Origin of the sequence: Pseudoalteromonas sp. MT33b, from assembly GCF_014117385.1 — a bacterium.
Classification (GTDB): Bacteria; Pseudomonadota; Gammaproteobacteria; order Enterobacterales; family Alteromonadaceae; genus Pseudoalteromonas; species Pseudoalteromonas lipolytica.
Map to the genome: position 1 here is coordinate 512014 of NZ_CP059832.1, position 22191 is coordinate 534204.

Here is a 22191-nt window from a genome sequence, read left to right on the forward strand (position 1 = left end):
AGGACAGGGCGTTTAGGGAAGTGCTTTATTCTGCTGCTTGTTTACGTGCTTTTAATTTTGCAGCATGGTCAATTTCAAATTCAGGCATGTCTTTATTACCCTTCATTAAATAGTTATCCATCCAGCGCATTAATCGTAAGCTGTAATCGTATTGAGCAGCCACTTTTCGGTTGCCGTGGCCTTCGCCTGGGTAATACACCAAACGCACATCTTTACCTTGTACTTTCATGTAGCGATATAGCTCCATTGATTGAGCAGGGTGTACGCGAGGATCATCTTTACCGTGCATAATAAGTAGCGGTGTTTTAGATTGACCAGCCCAATATATTGGGCTGCGCTCTAAGTACCACTGCCATTTATCCCACGGGTAAGAACGCGCGTGAACAAGGTTCATTTCATTCGAAATATCAGTTGTACCAAACTTAGAGAGTTGATTTGAAACACCCACAAACATGACGCTGGCAGCAAAGTGCTCGGTGAGCTTAGTTGCAGCCCATGCAGAGGCATAACCACCGTAAGAGCCACCGGTAATACCCACACGTTTGCTATCAACTAACCCCATTTCAACTAAATGGTTTTTAAAGTCGACAAGGTCATCAAACTCTTTACCTGCATAGTCGTTTTGGCCAAGCTTAGAGTAGTCAACCCCTTTACCTGTTGAACCGCGGTAGTTTGGATAAAACACTGCATAGCCGCGTGCTGCACCCATTTGCCCTGGGCGAGAGTAATTGGTTAACCAGCCATTTTTGTCATGACTTTCAGGCCCACCATGCACCGACATAATGAGTGGGTAACGGGTTCCTTCTTGGTAATCTAGTGGGTAAATTAGTACCCCTTCAATGTCTACACCGTCGCGCGCTTTTAGCGAGATAGTCTCTTGCTTTGCAAAGCGTTTATCGCTTAACCAGCTGTTTGAATCGGTTAAGCGGGTGGCTTTATTACCGCGAATAATAAAGACTTCGTTCGGGTGCTGCGCCGTATTAGCGCGAACAGCAAGTGTTTTGTCTGAGTCAGATACGCTTAGGTTTGTGGCAATAAATTTGCCTTCTTGGATAATCTTTTTGTACTTATTGCTACCAGTTTTAATACTCGCAATAAAGCTTTCAGTGCCCACATTGGCTATAAAATTAAGTGTATTGCGTTTATGAGACCACTCAAAGTCAACAACATGCCCCATAAAGTTTGGCAGCCATTCAGTGATTTCGGCTGTATCAGTGTCGGCTATAAATAAGCGACCTGTGGCTGGGTCGTGTTTGTCTTCGGCCCCTAAAATAGCAATATATTTACCATCGGCAGACAGCTCAGCATCGCCTAGCTTGCCTTCTGTTTTAAAAGACAGAGTGACTTCATTGCTTGCTATATCATACAAGTGCCACATTGATTTAGTGTATTTATCATCAATAAGCGCTGTTGGTTGGGTTTTAACAAGTAATTTTTGACCATTTGCAGACCAATTCATATCACTGACGTAGTCATTTACATTCAGTGCTGTAGGCTTTAATGGGGTGTTAGAGTTCGCTAAATCGACAATAAATAGCGCTTTATTATCCAGACCTAACTCATAAACTTCAGCCATAAAACCAAGTTTTTTCAGTTCTTTTTCAGACTTGTCTTTTGCTGGTAATGCCAAAATAGCCACATGTTGGTTATTTGGGCCTAATTTATAGCTTGAAATAGATGTGCCTTTTAACGACAACACTTTTTGCGCTTGGCCACCATCAACAGGGATTTGGTACAGTGAAGTGTATTCGTCATCATTCAATTTAGCTAAAAAGTACACCGTTTTGCTGTCGTTAGACCATTGAATGCTTTTGATATTGACCTTACCTGTAATGTAAGGACGTTCAACGCCTTTGTCGTCAACAATGAAAAGCTCACTGTAATTGTGGCCATTTTTATCTTTATATAATGTGCGCGGGACCGAGCGTGTAAAGGCAACATTATCGCCATCTGGGCTGACACTGGTTTGAACGACAGATTGAATCAATGGGATATCATCAATCGTGATAGTATCGTTGGCTACAGCAAATGTGCTAGACAAACCAACGGCTAAGGCTAAAACTGACTTTAGCATAGTGTTTTCCTTCGCTTGTTTTATTATTGTCACCGATTATAGCAATATGAAACAGGATTAGTAACGAATGCGGTTAATGACTATACCGAATGCCTAAATAGAAGCGACGACCATTTTTGTATATGCCTGTTGGAGCATACTGATTGCGCTCATAGGTATAGGTTGTTTCATTGGTGAGATTGATAGCATCAAAAATAATATCAAACTGTGTTGTCAGCTTAATCGTTAAGTTACCATCGAGTTGCCCAAAATTGTCCATCATGGTCTCGCCAACGCCGGTGGCGAATTCTGTACGGTAGTTATAGGCAAGGCGACTACTGATGAGTTCATTCTCATAGTAACTAGTTAAATTTATTGTGTGTTTTGAAGTACCGGGTATTGCATTAATGCTGGATGCATTGCGCTTACTACGCTCTCCATCTACGAAGGTGTAATTAGCAATGACACCAAACCCATAAAACAGCTCTTGCTGATAACCCAATTCAAGTCCACGAATCGTGCCGCCGCTTCCATTTATGGGCCTATCAATGGTCATGGCGATATTTTCATGCTCCTCAATGCTTCTTTTAAACTCAACAAACGATTCAACATCTTTATTAAATAGTGCGGCTGATAAAAGCCCCGCATCTGCAAAGTACCATTCTAGGCTAGCATCAAATTGGTTGGCTCTATAAGGGTCTAGATTAGGGTTACCGCCTTGGCCTTGAGCTTGTGTTACGTTGTAGTTAGTAGAAGGCATTAAGTGATTATATTGTGGGCGTGACATAACTCTAGCAACACTAAAGCGGGTGACAATATCGTCGTTAATATTAATGTTTAAATTTACACTGGGTAATAGATCGGTGTAATTTTTTTGATGTGTTTGCCATTGATAGCTGTCTGGGAGTTCAATCGGCGATGCAATTCGTTGATAGGCAGCAGCGTCTTGCTGCGTGTTTACTGCTCGAAGTCCTAGATTTGCGCTATAAGAGTCACCCGATAAGTTTAATTTAACATAACCCGCCGTTGTTCTTTCTTGGATATCAAACCGACTGGCTTTTTCTTCTTGTTGTTCGAATTCAAGCGTATTGAATTGCTTGGCGAGAGAATCAATATCTGCATAGCTGTATTTTTTTAAGGTGTGTTGATCGCCAATCCCCGCTAAAAAGTCAGTAGGTATGGTTGCGGGAAAATCAGCTAAGGTCCACCCAAGTTGCTCTGTCAGCGCATCATAAGAGCCATTTATAGAACGCAGACGAATAAAATCACGTTGATGGTCACGGTATTTCACGCCAAACTTGACCGAAGAAATAATTGAGTGATCAATCGCACGTTCAAAGTCGCCTTGCAGATACAGCTCTTGATCGGTTGAATCTTGGCTATCGTTTCTTGCTTCTGTCAATTGCCATTGTTGAGCATCGAGTGGGGAGGTTGCGTATTCAGCAATGATGTTTTTACGTTGTCGAGTATCAACCGTGTAGGCTGTATTGGCTGAAAACTGTGATGTGTAATCTTGTTTTGAACCGCCGCCACCATGTGTAAAACCAATCTGGTAGGTGTTTTGCCATAAATCGGCTTGCTGTGAAACAATCAACTGCATACTACTGGTATCAATTTGTGACTCGCGCCAGATGGCTTCCATCGCGGTACTGTGTGGCTTGGACTCATCGGTTACTGTTGAATAACGAGCAAAGGCTAAGGTGTTGTCGATAATGTCAGCATTATAAACGCGTCCTCCTCTGGCGAATACGCTGCTTGGTTGCCATAAAAAGTTTTGGTTACTGTTATTGGCATCAAGTACAGAATACAACCCGTTGAGTTGAATATTCCAATCAAAATTCATTTGATGCTCAAAGGCAAATGTTGCGGTTGTTAATACACGACGTTGTTGAAAGAGTGCTGAACCGCCGCCGCCTGGTGTCCAAATATGATTGATATCGGCCATGTTATCGCTTGGGCTTAGACTAAGGTCGTCATTCTTCTGAAAGTGTTGTTCATGCCACCCCCATGACTCTAATCCATCGCGGCGCAGCAATCGGTCATTGCGGGTAAAAGTGAGTAATAAACCACTTTGTTCAGACTTGTTTTTCCAATTATAAAAACTAGCAAACTGCGGGTCGAACTCGCCAGAAAGGTCGTTATATTGCAGTTGAGAATTAATCACAAAGTGTTTATTAGGCGTTTGTAAGGGTCGCATTGTTTTGATATTAACGGCGCCACCTAGCGATCCTTCATCATGATCTGCTTGTGGGGTTTTATACACTTCAAGTGAGGCAACTAAGTCTGCTGGTAGTAGCGTGTAATTAAACCCACGGTTTGGCTGAGACGATATCCACCAATCGGCAGAAGCGATAGATTGTCCATTGAGGTAAGTGCGGTTTTGCTCGGGTGTGGTCCCGCGAACGCCGACTCGCTCACCTTCTCCTTGGATCCGAGAAAGTGAAATTCCGGTCACACGTTGGAGTGCCTCAGCGACATTTTTATCAGGAAATTTACCGATATCTTGCGCACTAATTGTGTCTATAATTGAGTGACTATTTCGTTTATCATGGAGTGACTTGACAGCGCTGTCATGAAAGCCCCGAATTTGAATAGTTTCTAATCCGTTCGTTGCATCATTGTTTGATTGAGCAGTAGCCAACTTCGAGCCGGATAGACATAACATAAAACTAGAATAGGTAAATAGGGTCATAAAATTGAGCGTTTTAAAAGCCATGCTAAATCCAACTAAGCGGTTAATGTGTTCAAAGACTCGCTGCCTAACAATGTGATCAAGCGCTTGGGGCTGTTGTTTGTGCCCAATTTATACTTTACGCTCTCTTGAATTATTTAACCATATATTAACGCGTGTAACAATTAAACAAATGTCGATGTCAACCCAACAAAAAGTAATGCTTAACGATGTCATCGTTGACTTTATAAGCTTAAAAGCAAAAGTGCAGGGCACCTGGGTTGATGTGGAGTCAAAACAGTTACTGTTGCTTTCCTTATTATTAGAAAACCAAGGAAAGGCTGTATCGCGAGAACAGATAATGGATGCTGTTTGGGGCGAGGTGATTGTGAGTGACAACTCGGTAAGCCAGTTAGTCACTCAACTGCGCAAAAGTCTGCATGATACAAAAACACCACAACAGATTATTCGAACCGTCCCGCGTATTGGATATCAATTAATCGCTCAAGTTAGTGAGCCCCCGACATTACTGGAGCAAGTAGCGCCGAGTACCTCTAAAAAAATGGTGTTTTGGGGTCTTGCAGGAGGGCTGATTGGTGTATTTTCAACCCTGTTTTTACAATATTTTTTTGCGGTTGATACTAAAGCAGTCGAGTTTAATTATCGTACTCGTGTAACTTCTGCGCCTGGTACTGAGTCGTTTTTACGTTACTCACCCGACGGACGTTATTTAGCTTTTAGTCAGTCAGATGAAATGCAAAACCAGTTTGATCTTGCTGTGTTTGATCAACAAAGTAAAACTGTACACAGTGTCAAAAGCTCGGGCTATTCTGAAGAAGCCCCTGTTTGGTCACCTGATGGTAAATGGTTAGCGTATTATCGTTATGACCCTCTACGTTGTGACATACGCATGATTGGCGTTAATAACGCGATTGAAACATGGCGATTGAGCCCTGAATATACGCTTACCAAATGCAACCCTTACAGTGCACCTACGCGTCTAAAGTGGTATCAGCCTAACGCACTGTTTGGGATAACTTGGCATGATAATCAACCTCGCTTAATAAAGTACACACTCAGTACTGACGGCTTTGTTAAAGTTCTCGATACAACACTTGTCGGCGAGTTCAAGCCGCTCGCTTTTGATATTAATCATGACGGTAATATGCTTATTCTTGAAAAGCAGGGCATTTGGTACAGTCTTTTTGAAGTCAGCCTGCATGATTTATCAACGCGGCGTGTTATTAGCCGCCAGTTATATAAGCAACATCCTGTTATGTATGATCAAACAGGTCAGCATATTTTGTATGTTGAAGAAGATCTTAAACGCAGCTCATTAGAAGGCGAGCCCTATACCTTACATAAATCGAGGGGGGTTATTGCCAGCCTTGCTGTTAACCCCGCTACGGGTGATATAGCCCATGCTGAAGGGGCGGCACAGATCAACGCTTATCAGTTAAGTTTAAGTAAATCACCTCAAGGTATTCTGGTTGATAAAGTTGCACAACTTGCCTCGTCAACTCAAATGGATTTTATGCCGACATTGTCACATGATGGTAAGCAGGTTGCGTTTATTTCTATGCAGCGCCCGAGTGTTACAGCGTTTTCGCGCGCTGAGGTGTGGGTTAAGCATCAACGTAGAAAATCAGCTAATCTAGTGGCTCATCTTCCAAGCAATATAATGCCAAAATATCTGCAATTTTCACCAAATGGCGACACTTTATTGCTTATGGATGAAACGCAAAAAGTGTACTTGATTAACACGTTTTCACGGCGCTTAGTGCCCATTATTTCAGGTTTTGAGCAATTAAATGCGGTTCGCTGGTCAGCCGATAGCCAAAGCGTGTTGTATCAAGCAAAATCGGCTCAAGATGAGTGGCAAGACTGGCGTTATGATTTACAACAGAGCAGTAACTCATTACTTGCGAATAATGTGTCACTGTTCAGGTTGTCAGCAGAGCAACCACTTTGGCAATTGAACCCCTCGTATTCAGATTATGAACAAACATTGCGGTTTTATTTATCGGCTGCACTTGAGCAGCATATTCCTTTGTCACAATTACTGCCGTCTATGGCGTTGTACAAGCCTGCCTTCTTTGAAGGAGGCATGTATTACGTGTTGCGTGAAGGTCGTCAGTTATCTTTATATTGTTACTTAATTGCTTCTAAAGAGAATTTATTTATAAAACCACTGAGTGTGTATGGTTTAGACATCGGAGTTGAATTAACAATGAGCAGCTCAGTGGATGGAACACAATTAGTATTTAGTCAGGTTGAGGGGATTGAAACCGATATTTTAGTTCATCAAGTGATTAATTAAGTGTCGTTAAAAACGCAGAAATAGACTGGGTATTCCAGTTTCTGTCTTGGGCTTCTTTGAAAGCTGCTTGAGCAGATTCTTTGGCGAGTTGTAGCTGCTTCTGTTGTTGCTGTAGCTTTGCTTGTAGCAGCAAGAGTTGGGGATGATTATTATCATGATTAAGGGCATCGTTTAGCGCGGTTTGAATAGCAGTAGTAGGTTGGTTTAACTCAAACAATAACTGTGCTAAATCTCGTTTGGCTCTAAAATGCCCTTGTTTGGCCGCGGCAGTTAACCACTTTTGCGCTTTATTCGGGGCATAATCAACATAGCGTTGGTTTAATAATTCGCGACCAAGGCGATATTGCGCATTGGCAAAGCCATTTTGTGCAGCAAGCAAAATCCAATTTAGGCCTTTTTGCCTGTCTACCTGACCATAATCCCCACGCAGTAAATTAGCCCCAATTCTATATTGAGAATTAGCGTAACCATTGCGTGCAGAGGTAAGTAATAACTCACTACTCGCGGTGTTTTTTTGCCAGTGATATTTCAAAAGTTTACTGGCATTGTATTTATCTGAACTTAACCAATTAGCAATGTAATATTGCACGACTGCATTGCCTTGTTCTGCGGCATCGATGAGTTCACTTATTTCGTTTTGATAACTCTTTTTTTGGCGTTGGAAACTGTGCTGATACTGCTCCCCTTTAAAAGTAGTAAAATGGTATAGCAAAGAACGATTATAATGGGGTAAAGCATTATCGTCGGCCTTGTATTGCCAACGTTTAACAGCATTTATAAGTGCTTTATCAAAGGTTTTTTCTGGGTAAGAATCGACTAAAGTAATATCCCCCACCGCGCCATTTTTATCGATATCAAATTCAAGCCATACCCAGCCTTCAAGGCCATTGTTGTAAGCATGTTCGGGGTAGAGTGGTTCTACGGTGTAACTGCGGTTTATATTTAGGGTGTGAACAGGGGAAGCTGTGAGCTCAGGGCGCAATTCTTTGTCGTATTTTTCAAAACTTATATGCGTTAACAACGCGGCATAGGCATCTTCAAGTGCTTGTTGTTGCTGTTCACTTTGCTCTGCAATTAGCCTGGCGGTATCGCGTGCTTCGACGAGACCAAAGTCGGCGGCTAAATTAAACCATGCATACGCTTTGGCACGGTTTTTTTCTCGCCCTTGGCCATGTAAATACATGACCCCAATATTATAAATTGCATCGACATTTCCTAATTGCGCTAACTCATAAAACTGCTGCTGTGCTTCATTGTAATTACCCTTGTGATAATCAAGTGTCGCACTTAAGAGGTCAGCATGGCTGGTGGTAGAATACAACACGCACACAAATAAACAGGCTATTGCCTGCAAGGATTTAATAACGCTTTTGTATAATTTGTAGTGGGTGGTATTAGCCGACACGAATTTTATATTTTAAGATTTTTAAACCGTTTAGCATTTGATTGTACTTGTTTTAAGCATGATTGCTAGTTGAAAAAAAGCGGTGAAAGTAGGTTCACCGCTTAAAACACCTCAGGGCGATGAGGCTTGCCTTCCATGGCAATAGTCGTGTACCTGTGTTAGCAAGTGTGTCGACTAGAAGTTAAAACGAATACCTGCAGAAAAGCGTCGTCCATCGGCATACACACCCGTTAGTGCCTGCTTAACACCTTCCTCTTGGTAGCTGAATGTATGCTCATCAGTTAAGTTAGTCGCTTCAAAAACAGCGGTAATGTTCTCAGTGACATTAAAGTTGAATGTCGCATCAACTTGGCCATAGGCATCTTGATACCCTGGCCAAGCACGACCTGTGTCGTATCCTGTGCGATAGTTATAAGACAGACGACCACCAAAACGCTCAGTTTCATAATAGGTACTGATGTTATAAGTATGCTTTGAAATACCTGGGATTAGTACGTCATTGCCATCTAAGTCTTTAGACTCACCATCGACAAAGGTGTAATTAGCTGCAACACCAAATCCTTCAACTATCTCCGTTTGTAAACCAAGCTCTAATCCTTTTAATGTGCCTGATGGGCCATTAATAGGGCGGCTGATTTCAATTTCGACACCATTGAATACTTCGGTTTGTGTGTTATTGCCCAATGTTGATTGTAAGTCTTTATAGAATAGTGCAGCCGAAAAAATGCCTGCATCAGCAAAATACCATTCATAACCTACGTCAAACTGAGTGGCACGATACGGGTCGATATTTGAATTACCACCCGTGCCTACACGTGTTTCGGTATTGTAGGTGGTTGCATTGGTCATTGCCGCATAATCAGGGCGGGTCATCACTCGGGCTGCACCAATACGCAGTAACATGTCGTCGTTTAAGTCTATAGCGAGATTTAAACTAGGAAGAATATCAAAGTAGCTGGTCTCTTCTTCTTGCCATGTTTTTGCATCTGCAGGGCCAACGTATGCGCCTGTTGTCTGTTTTGTTTCCACTAAACGAACTCCGACATTACCGCGCATGCCTTCAACGTCGATATCTGCTTTTACATAGCCTGCGAAAATGTTTTCTTCGATTGCAAAGTTACTATCAAATAATAAATTATATTGCCAATCAAGCGCATCACCATCACGGCGTACTTTAGCTAAGTCAGTCATCGCGTAGTTACGAAGTGTGCCACTCGATCCAATACCCGATAAAAAATCACGGGGTGCTGGGTTTGAGTAATCGGCCAAGCTCCAGTTTAAATCAGTGCGTGTTTGTGATTGTAAGCGCACATTCTCACGTTTATGATCACGGTACTTTAGACCAAATTTAATTTTACTGAAGACAGCGACATCAATAGCACGCTCAAAATCTGTTTGAGCATAATATTCTTTATCTAGCGCATCATTTGAATCATAGCGTAAAAACCCTAGGTTCCACGCATCGCCATCGGCTGGGTCTTTTGCATAACTAGTTTCTATACTTTCAACATTCGCCGCATTGTAACTATGCACAGCATTTCCTTCCCAGCCGACACTTCGGTCAGTTTGTGTACCGCCAGAGCCTTCGGTCACACCAACATGATAAGACGATTTCCACGTTTCACCTTCATGGGTCAGTTTTAAATCATACGAATTCGTTTTAAGTTCTGAGTTACGTACTTTTGTTTCATCTAGGATGTTATTACCTGTTAGTGATAAACCAAGCGTGCCCGCTTGGGCAAAACGTCCCACTTTATCATGCGCTACAATATCTAAAGAAGTATAGTGCGAGCCGCCATAACCAGGTAACCAAAGGAAGTTTTGGTTAGCATTATTGGCTTTCATTGTTGAGTCTAGCGCGTTGAATGTAATGTCAATATTGTCGGTAGGGCGATACTGTAAAGTTAAGTTGAAACCCGTTCTAATACGCTCTTGAGTAAACATGGCAGAACCGCCACCACCAGGTGTGTATACATTTTCAATCTCAGTGCCATCTTCTAGAGTAATATCACGATGCGTCCAGCTCCATGCTTCAATACCATCGCGGCGCAGGTTACGTTTTTGTTTAAATACAGAAACAAGCGCACCGAGAGTTTCGTTATCATTTTTCCAACTATAAAGGCCTGCTAATTGTGGGTCTGTTTCACCCGAAATTTCACTGTGTTGCATTAAAATCGAACCTGCGATTCTATTTGCTTCAAGATCAAGAGGCTTACGGGTACGAACAATCACCGTCCCACCAATAGAGCCTTCATCAATATCAGCCTCAGGTGATTTATACACTTCTAATCCAGAGACAATTTCAGAAGGAAGCATCGTGTAGTTAAAGCCTCGGCTTGCTGAAGAATCAACCCACCAATCAGCAGAGCCAACGGCTTGGCCATTTAAAAGAGTACGGTTTTGGTTTTCTGATGTACCGCGAATACTTATACGCTCACCTTCGCCAAAGGCACGACTCATCGATACACCAGTAATACGTTGCAGTGATTCTGCAACGTTTTGGTCTGGAAACTTACCAATATCCTCTGATGTCACAGCATCGACGATAGAGTTTGCAAAGCGTTTAGTATTTAGTGATTTGACGACACTGCCACGAATACCGCGAACTTGAATTACTTCTACTTCATCAGTGGTGGCTTGGCCAGTTTCATTAGCAAATACAGGTGAAGCTACGCCCGCACTTAATAATGACAAACTGATCGCTAAACTGAGTTTATTCTTGTTTAAGTTCAACATTGTCGATCCCCTTGAATTCGAACTTGTGTTTTATCATTTAGGTTTAAGTGCTTAGCGGCATACACAGAGCACTTAACTGGTGTCAAACTAACGCAACGTATAGCGTGCTTATTTTTCTTGCTCTGCCAAAAGGCAGCGCTGTCATAAAGTTTGAGTGGTTATTAAACGCTTTTCTTGATTGGGGAGTCTTGAATTTGAATGAAAAGTTGTGAAATGTTAAAAATCAATTAAATTTAGACTTTTGTTCTGTTTAATGTTTTGATTTATTAGTGTTTTTTATTTTTATTTTTGTTGGTTATTTTAATGAGTTAAATTTACTTATTGTTTTTTAGATAATTAAATAGCGGACATTCACAACTTTAAGATGAAAAAGTTGGCAAATTTAAAAACGATTCGATACTGATTAAAAGAAGCTGAGAATAAACACAAAGAAGGAAATTTTAAATTGTCGCGGGGCACCTACATATTTTGTTTGTATCAGTTATGCAGTAACCTCGTTTTTAATGCGAAGCTTTAATCCTTGGCGAATTTGGTTTTCTTTAGAAGGGGTGTTTTCTTGACTTTACACGCTTGCTTACGGCTGCCAATAACCAAAAAGCCCGAGTAAACTCGGGCTTATATAAATTACAAACTCTTTTTCGGTGGCAGCGCAACGTTGGCGAAAATTAAACCCGCTACTAACGACATAAAAATCAAGAATGTTTGCTGACCTATGTGCTCGGCGTACACAAAATCTTGACCTTCAATCAGCGAGTTTAGGCCAATGTAGGTCTTGCTTCCCGGGACTAACACGATTAATCCTTGCATGGCGACGATAGAAGCAGGTGCATTCGCAACACGGTTAAACAGGTTACTAAAAATACCAACCGATAATGCCCCTACAAATGTACCCAAGGTGTAGTCAAGATACATTGCTGAGCCAATGCTTGTACCATATGCAATAAAACCTGATGCAATTGACCATAGCGCATGTTTAAGCTTGGTTCTAAATATCACGATTAAGCTGCTACATAACATGAAAATAGCCAGCCATGCGGTCCACTTGGGTAATGGTTCTGGTTGCACAAAATCGGCTTGTCCGAAAATCGCAAACCCGATACCAATACCAATAAAAGCACCAAAATAGAGTTTAAACAGCAACATAAAGGAATCCATGACTCTGGCTGTTCCCGACACCAAATGCCTCGCTGCAAGTTCGGCAAAGCCTAACGCTAAAGCAAGCCCCGGTATAAACACAATAATGGCAGAGAGAACAACTAACCGAATATTAATTTCGGCATCGAGGTACACACTCACTGCACACGCTAAAATAGCGGAAACAATGGCCACTAATGGTTCAAGCATATGAGCAACGCGTTTAGAACGTGTTGACCAAAGAACAAATAAATACACCACTAAAGTCAGCAGTGCAGACCAAAATACATCATTCCAACTGGTGCCCATTAGCATTGCAAATGCACCACCTGATGTTGCAAACGCAACGCCAGTGGTAAATTTGTTGTAAGGGTTTGGCATGGTGTAAATAATGTCGAGCTGTTTATCAACCTCTTGCAAGGTTAAATCGCCATTGAGCATTTTATTTACCAGATCATCGGTATCAGCAAGCGAGCCTAAGTCATGATCACCCGGATCAACGCGTGCAACATGGGTGTACTCTTCTTCGTGGCCATCTGTCCAGATCACAAACGTCACTGAAGTAGGCGACATGACGAAGGAGGATTTTAGGCCAAGATATGTTGCGACTTCCATTAAGTGCGCTTCAAGTCGATATGCTGGTGTGCCATATTTATGGAGCATTTTACCCAGCTTAACGATAAATTTTCGTTTTTCAGTAAACGTTGCGTTTTTCAAAGGCGTTTTGAACCAAAGGTTAAATTGTTCAGTTAAGGATAGACCAAATTTCAATAAGATATAGTCTGCAAAGCAGACTATAAAGCTTAAATTTACCAGCGCGATTTTAGCGACAAACGCTACTATGTCTAGTGTTATTTAGGGGTAATTTACTTATTTTTTGCTTCAATCCATTGCGCCATATATTGTGTTGAACGCATTGTGTGATGTTTCAGCATTTGCCCTGTGAAATTGTTCTGTCTATGGCTTATCAGTGACTCACTGACGTGTTCAATTTTAGCCATTAATTGCGCTTCAAGTTTTGATTTATCATAATATTTTTGCAATAACTGTTTGCCATATTGCTGAGCTTGAATAAACGCAGATTCATCTTTGTAAAGTGCTACGGCGGCGTCGGCAAATTGCTCTGCATTTTCGCAAACTGTACCTGGCCACGGCTCGTTTAGGTGCATGCCTTCACTGCCAATTGGGGTGGTGACACTCGGCGTTTGCATGATCATCGCTTCCAGTAACTTACCTTTAATACCGGCACCAAAGCGCAGTGGCGATAAGCATACGCGAGCATCTTCCATCACTTTATAGGCATCATCTGCCCAGCCTTTTATTAAAAATCCTGTTTTAGGGTTATTAAGTGCCGTTGCTTTAGGCGGTGGGTAAGAGCCATAAATATGTAATTCGGCGTCAGGTAACTGCTTGCGGATCAACGGCCAGATTTGTTGTAAGTAAAGGACTGCATCCCAATTTGGGGCATGGCGAAAGTTACCAATCGTCATAAAATGCTGGCGCTCATTAAAGGGTTTTGTGTTGGTCGGAAGCGCTTTTAAGTCGACTAAAAATGGCAAGTGATGCAATAACGCACTATCAACGTTGAATACATCGTTTAGTAATTGCATTTCATAGTGCGAGATGATCAAACTAATATCTGAGCGCAAAATAGCGGCTATTTCACGTTTGGCAATATCACTGTGTAAGTCTGCAAAGCTGAATGCACGTCCTGCTTTATGTGCCTCGTGGCGAGCGTTTCTTAAGCATTGCAAGTCTTCTGTGTCGAGGATTTTTAAAGCATTGGGACAGTATTTATCTACACGCCAACCAAATTGCTCTTCCATCATGAAGCGATCAAACATCACGATATCGGGATTATAAGCTTGTACATACTGATCAAAGCTGGCGCAGTTTAGGGCAATGACTTGGCTGGTTATGCCTTCGTTTGCAAGGTCAATCATGTGCTCTGTTTTTTGCGCTGGGCTGGCAAACTCGACCTGCCAGTTTTGTGCTCGAAAGGCGCGCAATAGCGACATCATGTGGGTGCCGGCGGCAGAGGAGTTTGGCTCTGGCCATACATAGCCGATCACTAACACTTTTTTCATTGACTTGAGTCTCGTATTTGTAAATTGACATCCACCAAAGTGCGGACAGGTGGTGTCGATTGATTAAGAAGTTCTTTTAAAACTTGGCAAGTGCGCTTACCAATTTCATCGGCATTTATTGCAATGGTTGAGAGCGATGGTAGCATTAATCGCGAATCTTCAAGATCATCAAAGCCAACAACTTTAATGTCTTTGCCCGGTTCTAATCCATGTTGGCGCATTGCTTCAATGGCACCATAAGCAATCACATCGTTAAAGCAAATAATCGCTTTGATATGCGGGGATTTTTTGATCAAACTGTTGAAGGCTTCGCGGCCACCTTGACGATTTGTTTGTGCCTGAATAACACGTTTGTCTTCGCTTATATTAAATTGTTTAAGCGCCGATAAAAAACCACTCAGTCGCTCATGGTAGTCTGATATTTCATCTACACCACCTAAAAAAGCAATTTCTTCAATACCTTGCGACAGGATATGGCTGGTAGCAATATGAGTGCCTTTTTTGTTGTCGGGTAAAACGCACGGTGCTGCCGAAAAGGGAACCTCACGCATTATATTAATTACAGGAAAGCCGCTATTAATCAGGTCATCTTGCCAGCTTTGTTCGGTGCCAGGGGCCGGGCACATAATAAAAGCAGACACATTGTATTCTTTTAGAGTTTTTACAACTTGCTTTTGTCTTTCTACACATTCGGCAATATTTACCAACATAGGCAGCATTCCTAAATCGTAAATATGCTTCTCCAAGCCTACTGCTAGTTGCGCTGAGTAGGGGTTGGTTAGGTCATTAATTACCAGTGCGACAAGATTCGAGCGCTTACTTCGAAGTGCTGCGGCGTCTCGGTTATATACATAACCAAGCTTATCGATGGCAGTCAGCACTTTTTCTTTACTTTTATTACTGACTTTATCACTGTTAGTGAGAACCAAAGACACGGTAGATTTTGATACTTGCGCTTCTTTGGCTACGTCCCAAATAGTGACTTTGCCCGTTGATTTTTTCATTTTTGTCTAGCGAAAAGTAGCGAATATAGTGTGCTTATATTAGCGTAATTTAGTGATTTAAGTCACTGATTAGCTGCCAAAAGAGTCGAAACTCTTTATAAAATGTCTTAAACTATTTTCTTAGTCGGAAATAAAAACGAAAAAAGGAACTAACATGAAAGCATTAAAATTGCTTTTTACGCTGATGATTGGCGTGTCAGTTTGTACTTCAAGTTTTGCCAATGAAGGGTATCAAACACCTTCACCTGCCTTGGCTTCGGTTGTCGATGCTAAATTAGCACCCAGTAGTTATTTATCAAATGATGCCGAGTGGTTGGCATTATTTGATAGAAAACGTATTGATACCCTACAAGATCTTGCGAAAGAAGAACTAAAACTCGCCGGAATTAAACTCAATCCTGCCAATTTTTCGCGCTCACGTGAGCGCGCTATATTTACGTCTCTGGTGCTAAAGCATGTTGAAACAGGGAGTAAAATTACGGTATCGGGTTTACCCAATGGTTTAATTCGCTCGCCCAGTTGGTCAAGCGATAGTCAATACTTAGCCTTTGTGATTGAACAAAAAAATAGTGCCAATTTATGGGTTTATAACGTCAGTACAAAACAAGCAAGGCAACTCAGTGATACGCCGTTAAACTCAGTATTAACGCGTACTCCTTACATGTGGTTACCCGATAGCAGTGCTATCGTTGCAAATGCGGCTGTTAATTTAGGTAAAACCCGTTTAACCAATGACAGCACGGCTGTCGTTCCGGTAATTCAACAAAGTACAGGTGAAAAAGCACCTGCGCGCACTTATCAAAATTTATTAAGCAGCCCCTTCGATGAAGCGCAGTTTAAGTTTTTTGGTCAAAGTCAGCTTACTTATATTCCATTGAGCGGCCAAGCGCAGCCAATTGGTCAAGCTGGGTTAATTAAGTCGTTTTCAGTATCGCCCGATTCAACCAATATTTTGGTGGGTATGATCGATGAGCCTTTTTCGTACCAAGTTCCATACCAACGCTTTGCTGCTACATGGCAAATTTGGGGAATGCGCGGTTACACCTTGGCTGAGCTGGCAAAACAGCCGCTAGCCGACAATATTCCCCAAGGTTACGACAGCGTTCGTACTGGCCGTCGAGATTTTCAGTGGCGTTCAGACCAAGGTGCCGAAGTCATTTGGGCAGAAGCACAAGACGGTGGCGATATGAAAACAGACGTAGCGCACCATGATTACCTTTATAGTTTGCGCGCTCCGTTTAAACGTGAACCTAAGCTATTTGCTAAAGTTGAGCGTCGCTTCGACTCAATAGAGTGGGGCAGTAACAATGTTGCTTTATTATCTGAATGGCGTTTTAGCGACAGACAAATACGCACATTTGTTATACAACCTCGAAATGCCGATAAAAATCGCGTGCTCTTTTCTGAGCGCAGTTACAATGATGCTTATAAAGATCCAGGTTACCCAATCTACGAGAAAAACGACTTAGGTGAAAGTGTCATCAAAGTGGTTGGCGGTCGTTATATTTATTTCCGTGGTAATGGGGCGTCTGAGCAAGGAAATATCCCATTCTTAGACCGTTACGATGTAAAAACAAACTCAACAACCCGTGTTTGGCAATCAGCTGCACCTTATTACGAGCGTGTGCGTGCGATGTTAGACGATGAAGGCGAGCGTTTGATCACCATACGTGAATCAAAAACGGAGCAACCAAATTTCTTTATTCGTGATTTAGATAACGACAAACTCACTCAATTAACAACGTTTGAGCATCCTTACCCTGAATTTAAAGGCGTAACTAAAGAGCTTATTCGTTATAAGAGAGAGGATGGTGTTGAACTGAGTGGCACACTTTACTTGCCGCCGGGCTATGACAAAACCCAAGGAACGTTACCTGTACTGATGTGGGCTTACCCGCTTGAATACAAAGATAAAGCGGTGGCATCGCAAGTGCGCGAATCACCGTATGAGTTTACTTACATTGGGTATTGGGGGCCTATGCCGTACCTTGCAAAAGGGATTGCGGTATTTGATGACCCTAAAATGCCAATTGTAGGTGTCGATGGTAAAGAGCCGAATGACCTTTTCCGTACTCAGCTCGTATCGAGTGCGCAAGCCGCTGTTGATGTATTGGTTGAAAAAGGCATTGCCGATAAAGACAAAATAGCGATTGCTGGTCACTCGTATGGTGCTTTTATGGTGGCTAATTTACTAGCACACAGCGACTTATTTAAAACGGGTATTGCCCGCAGTGGTGCTTACAATCGCACATTAACGCCATTTGGTTTTCAAGGTGAAGAACGCGATTTTTGGCAAGCTCAAGATGTATATGCCGCAATGTCGCCATTTTTCCATGCTGAGAAAATCAATGAACCTATGTTGATGATACACGGCCAAGAAGATCCAAATTCAGGCACGTTTCCAATGCAAAGCGAGCGCATGTACGCCGCATTAAAAGGCCTTGGCAAAGAGGCTCGTTTAGTTATGTTGCCTTATGAGGCCCACGGCTACCGTGCCCGTAAGAGCTTATTGCATGTGCTTTGGGAGCAAGAGCAATGGCTAGATAAATACTTATTAAGTGATGAAAAGGAAGCCAAGCCAGTTGCTGCTGAAGGTGTCACTCAGTAATTAGCAAAATACGTATATTAAGAATCCCCGCCTTTTAGCGGGGATTTTTTTGAGCGGCTAAAGCTGAAGTTAATGGTGGTCAGTATTACGATTTAACGATTTAACGATTTTGAGCTGCATAGAATTAATTGTTGAAAAAATTAATCACTAATTTTTTAATTTTTATCAACGAGATATTTTTAAAGTCGCTAACTTAATTAATACAATTTATATAACGGTCGTTTTATATTTTTGGCGAACTTATCTGAGCTAAAAAATAAATTGGTTAATAGCGTGTTGAAAAAATAATGCCGCTTAGAAAGCGGCATTGACTCTTTAATTGTTATTTACATAAAGTTGTAATCTAAACGTATGCCAATGCTACGCTCGGGTAAAAAATCTATGTATTTTTGAGCGGTTGTTCTATTACTACGACTTCGATCTCTTTTATACTTAATCGCATCATTATCGAAGACATTATTTAAGTGAACGCTTAATTTCACGTTTTCGTTGACCTCATAACGAGCTGATAAGTTAAATACTTCATAACCAGGCACTTCATCTCCAGGTTTGGTATCAAAGTGCGTGTTGTATTTACCATATGCTGAGACGTCACCACGAATAAAGAATGGCTTGTTATTAATGTCAAATTCCTTATCAATTGCGATATAAGCATTATATTTAGGCACCATCGTCATTTCTTGACCTTTAACGCCACCGATTGTTTCATTATCTTCAGTAAGTTCAGAGTTGGTATAAGAGGCATTTACAATTAATGCTAAAGTATCTGTTAAGCTTGCTTTTGACTCAAACTCAAGCCCTCTTGAACGTGCTTTTCCTGCATTTGCGGTATAAGAGAACCCACAAGAATCCATGTAAATACTCGTCTTAATATCACTCCAGTTTATTTGATAAATAGCAGAGCTAAAGTTGAACTTACCATCGAATAATGAGCCCTTTAAGCCAACTTCATAGTTATCGATTGAATCAGATGTGAAGCGAGCTTTACGATTCTTAGCGTTAACATCATTTATTCACGCTGCGGCTAGTGGGCTATTGTTACCACCTGGGCGGTATCCTTCAGAGTAAAGAGCATAAATTGAATAATCATCAGTAGGTTGCCAAGAAGCGCTAAATTTAAAGCGATTTCCTTGTTCTTCACCGCCTATCAGTGTTTTATCGTTTGACCACACACCAATTTCTTCAGTGCGTTCAAAATCTTCTAAATTGAAATGGCGAATACCCGCATTTAACTCAATATTGCCAAAATCGTCTGTTTCAATTTGGTACGCTACATCTGCAAACAGCGCAAACTCTTTTGCCCACTCGCTGAACACATGATAATTCCAAATTTTATTAGGATCGTCAAAGTTATCTAAACCGATTTGCTGGGCATCGTCCCCCCACCAGTAAAGTGCAGCAGCTGCTGTCCTGTCACCGCTTTCAATATATTGCCATTGATGACCTGGAGAGTCAGGTCGCCATGATTTATCCCAATAAGCACCGACAGTCCAACTTAAATTGCTATTTAAATCGAAGTTCTGAAGCCTAATTTCATGGGTAACGCGGGACAGCTCTTGATCGTTTATTATCCATGTTTTAAACATATCAGAAGCATCTAAACGAGACCAATCATCCAGCGAATCAGATTTTACTTTTCGGTATGAACCAGCATAAGTTAATGAAGCAACGTCGGCTATATTATCAACATCAACAGTTATGCTATATAAATTTGTAGACTCTTTATCCCAACCATCGAGTAAATTATAGAGAGCATATTTATCATCAGCACCATGAATAAATCCACCACCTTGAATACAATCTGGGCGATTAAATGTCGGATCACATGTTATTTTAGTGTCTGAGATATCATAACCGTACTTAGCTGAAGCATCTTCATCATAAGATAATTCATAGTAATATCCTGGCTTTGAGGTATCTCCCAATGTTGCGCCATTAGCAGAATACTCATCATGCACATAGGTGAAGTTAAGTGCTAAATTATCAATTGGTTGCCATAATAATTGACTTCGAATAAAACTACTTTGACTTTTACTCTGTTGGCCTGTTGCTTGATTGACATAAGGACGGACATCGTTGGTTATATTACCTGTCACTCTTAATGCAAGGGTATCGTCTAATAGAGGTACATTAACACCTAAAGATAAGCTGCTGTCAAAACCATCTACATTATTTTCACTTGAGCCTTCAATCGTACCAAATAACTCAAATTCATCTAATTGTGGTTTTTTAGTGATAACGCGAACCGTACCACCGATTGCATTCGAACCGTATAATGTACCTTGTGGGCCGCGTAATACTTCAACTCGCTCAACATCTGTGAGGTTTGTAAATTCATACGGGATATCATCAGTGAATATGGCTGTTGTATCTGGCGATGCGCTATTCCCTCCGCTTAACCCTCTTAAAATTAACTGACCACGAGGTGCTGCAGCACCAGCTAAAGTACGGTAAATATCAGATGCATCAAGGTAGTTTCGATTGGCAATCTCAACTGCAGATACCGCTGAAATACTCATAGGTATTTCTAGGATTGTTTCAAGTTTTTTACGCGAAGTAACCGTTATTACTTCTAGATTTTCCTCTTTTTCAATTTTATCTTCTGTATCCATGGCTATTGCTGGAACTGCATATAAATGACCTAAAATCACAGTGGTTAAAATAGTTTGTTTTGTTAATAGAGTGTTTTTCATTGATGTTCCCAGTGTTTTTTTTGTTGATATTCTATTAACGACGTTAATTTAAATATTGGTATTGTTCAATCTATTTAACCCTTTTTTGGGGAATTGTTTTTCTAATTGGTTTTTATTCTGGAATTAATTATGTCTTTTTGTTTATTTTTACATGCTAAATAATGAGATTGACCAACGTGTATATTGTTTTTGTGAGTCGTTAGTCGTGCTTACGGAATTGCTCATCAGGCAATGGTCTTTTTTAGGTGATGAGTTTTTTTAATTGTTCTCTCAAACTGCACATTCGAGTCTTTCTTCAATTAAATTATCCCGTCAGATAAAGCTACAGAGCACTCATAGGTATTTTACAGAGAAGGTAAAAGCTCAGCGCAACAAGTTTGCAGTGATCACAGGTGTCATTGCTGTTTAGGTAAAATACTAAATTCAGTTTCACGCGGAAAATTAGTTATAGTGTCTGTACTTATCGAAGCTATAAAGTAGAGCTGAGTTTAGTTGACTGAAGATGAAGCGCTTGTGCAATAGCCATCGCTATCCCAAGAAATGGAGTCCGATACAATGACTACTCGTGGTCGCGCTGTATGTAATAATGATCTGGCTTGATTATTTGCTGCAATAGAATGTGTTGCCCAAGCTAATGATATAGGCTTTTTGGTAGCTTATATTTTAGTAACGAAGATCGTGGGATAACTAGCTCCCTATATTAATATTGCATTACCAGTTTTCATGAGCTTTAGCGCATTGAAATGTGAGTAATCGCGTGTTTGTTTGCTTATTTAATTGAATGTGTTTAAATCGCTTTCCTATTTTTCAGTATTCATGATGTGATTGGTTTATGCTCGATTTAGCAGTACTTGCGGTTTTTATTCCTACCTTCTTTTTTGTGTCTATTACACCAGGTATGTGCATGACTTTAGCGATGACTCTGGGTATGAGTGTGGGGGTAAGGCGCACATTGTGGATGATGGTGGGTGAAGTGCTGGGCGTGGCAACGGTGGCAATTGCGGCTGTTGTGGGGGTTGCCAGTATTATGCTTAATTATCCTGCGTTGTTTGCGGTACTAAAATATGTTGGCGGTGCGTACCTTATTTATCTTGGAGTCAATATGTGGCGCGCAAAAACCAGTTTTAAGCCCGAAAATGAAACCGAGCAGCAAATAGGGCGCGGACAACTGTTTTCACAAGGTTATATCACTGCCATCGCAAACCCAAAAGGGTGGGCGTTTATGATTTCACTCTTGCCCCCTTTTATAAATGTAGAATTAGCCGTTGCCCCGCAGCTTGCTGTATTAGTAAGCATTATTATGCTGAGCGAGTTTATCTGTATGTTAATTTATGCCACGGGTGGTAAAAGCTTGAGGTTATTTTTAGATAAAGGCGACAATTTAAAATGGCTAAATCGTATTGCCGGTGCGCTTATGATGTGTGTAGGTGTTTGGCTCGCACTTGGATAATACCCACGCGCTTATTTTAGCGAATTGGTA

12 protein-coding genes are annotated in these 22191 nt (G+C 41.3%); 3 read left to right on the forward strand and 9 right to left on the reverse strand.

Features of this window, described 5'->3' with window-relative positions; all coding sequences use genetic code 11:
• Positions 1-25 precede the first annotated feature (25 nt).
• On the reverse strand, positions 26-2074 hold the full coding sequence (locus H3302_RS18275) for a S9 family peptidase (protein WP_182396459.1): 2049 nt from the start codon (positions 2072-2074) through the stop codon (positions 26-28).
• Between the two features lie 73 nt (positions 2075-2147).
• A complete protein-coding gene (locus H3302_RS18280; RefSeq protein WP_259369903.1) occupies positions 2148-4694 on the reverse strand; it encodes a TonB-dependent receptor in 2547 nt (848 codons plus the stop codon).
• 229 nt (positions 4695-4923) lie between these two features.
• Here H3302_RS18280 and H3302_RS18285 point away from each other — a divergent pair, with 229 nt between their 5' ends.
• A complete protein-coding gene (locus H3302_RS18285; protein WP_182396460.1) occupies positions 4924-7044 on the forward strand; it encodes a winged helix-turn-helix domain-containing protein in 2121 nt (706 codons plus the stop codon).
• Here the strand turns inward: H3302_RS18285 and H3302_RS18290 are convergent.
• From H3302_RS18290 to H3302_RS18310, 5 genes are all read right to left on the reverse strand, one after another.
• Positions 7037-8368, reverse strand: a complete 1332-nt coding sequence (locus H3302_RS18290) for a TonB family protein (protein ID WP_259369904.1) — start codon at positions 8366-8368, stop codon at positions 7037-7039. The genes H3302_RS18285 and H3302_RS18290 overlap by 8 nt on opposite strands.
• 255 nt (positions 8369-8623) lie before the next feature.
• Positions 8624-11185, reverse strand: coding sequence for a TonB-dependent receptor (locus H3302_RS18295; protein ID WP_182396461.1), 2562 nt, complete (start codon positions 11183-11185; stop codon positions 8624-8626).
• A gap of 624 nt (positions 11186-11809) precedes the next feature.
• Entirely contained in the window at positions 11810-13036 is a 1227-nt protein-coding gene (locus H3302_RS18300) for a threonine/serine exporter ThrE family protein (RefSeq protein ID WP_074988806.1), read from the reverse strand.
• 149 nt (positions 13037-13185) lie between these two features.
• Positions 13186-14406 carry a glycosyltransferase gene (locus H3302_RS18305; RefSeq protein WP_182396462.1) on the reverse strand — a complete coding sequence of 407 codons (1221 nt, stop codon included), beginning with the start codon at positions 14404-14406 and terminating at the stop codon, positions 13186-13188.
• Positions 14403-15410: a LacI family DNA-binding transcriptional regulator gene (locus H3302_RS18310; protein WP_036972298.1), complete on the reverse strand. Its 1008-nt coding sequence runs from the start codon at positions 15408-15410 to the stop codon at positions 14403-14405. The genes H3302_RS18305 and H3302_RS18310 overlap by 4 nt, the downstream gene beginning before the upstream one ends.
• Before the next feature lie 184 nt (positions 15411-15594).
• Here H3302_RS18310 and H3302_RS18315 point away from each other — a divergent pair, with 184 nt between their 5' ends.
• A complete protein-coding gene (locus H3302_RS18315) occupies positions 15595-18018 on the forward strand; it encodes a S9 family peptidase (protein ID WP_409076807.1) in 2424 nt (807 codons plus the stop codon).
• A gap of 326 nt (positions 18019-18344) precedes the next feature.
• Here H3302_RS18315 and H3302_RS18320 read toward each other — a convergent pair whose 3' ends face one another.
• Together H3302_RS18320 and H3302_RS18325 are read right to left on the reverse strand one after the other, a co-directional pair.
• Positions 18345-19031, reverse strand: a complete 687-nt coding sequence (locus tag H3302_RS18320; RefSeq protein WP_182396769.1) for a TonB-dependent receptor domain-containing protein — start codon at positions 19029-19031, stop codon at positions 18345-18347.
• A complete protein-coding gene (locus H3302_RS18325; RefSeq protein WP_182396464.1) occupies positions 19032-20711 on the reverse strand; it encodes a TonB-dependent receptor in 1680 nt (559 codons plus the stop codon).
• An 832-nt stretch (positions 20712-21543) separates the two neighbouring features.
• Here H3302_RS18325 and H3302_RS18330 point away from each other — a divergent pair.
• Complete coding sequence (locus H3302_RS18330) at positions 21544-22161, forward strand: LysE family translocator (protein ID WP_074988722.1); 618 nt, start codon at positions 21544-21546, stop codon at positions 22159-22161.
• Positions 22162-22191 lie beyond the last annotated feature (30 nt).

Coding starts and splice junctions, on each gene's coding strand:
- H3302_RS18325 (WP_182396464.1), bottom strand. CDS start 20,711: ATGAAAAACACTCTATTAACAAAACAAACTATTTTAACCACTGTGATT.
- H3302_RS18315 (WP_409076807.1), top strand. CDS start 15,595: ATGATTGGCGTGTCAGTTTGTACTTCAAGTTTTGCCAATGAAGGGTAT.
- H3302_RS18285 (WP_182396460.1), top strand. CDS start 4,924: ATGTCAACCCAACAAAAAGTAATGCTTAACGATGTCATCGTTGACTTT.
- H3302_RS18330 (WP_074988722.1), top strand. CDS start 21,544: ATGCTCGATTTAGCAGTACTTGCGGTTTTTATTCCTACCTTCTTTTTT.
- H3302_RS18275 (WP_182396459.1), bottom strand. CDS start 2,074: ATGCTAAAGTCAGTTTTAGCCTTAGCCGTTGGTTTGTCTAGCACATTT.
- H3302_RS18295 (WP_182396461.1), bottom strand. CDS start 11,185: ATGTTGAACTTAAACAAGAATAAACTCAGTTTAGCGATCAGTTTGTCA.
- H3302_RS18305 (WP_182396462.1), bottom strand. CDS start 14,406: ATGAAAAAAGTGTTAGTGATCGGCTATGTATGGCCAGAGCCAAACTCC.
- H3302_RS18310 (WP_036972298.1), bottom strand. CDS start 15,410: ATGAAAAAATCAACGGGCAAAGTCACTATTTGGGACGTAGCCAAAGAA.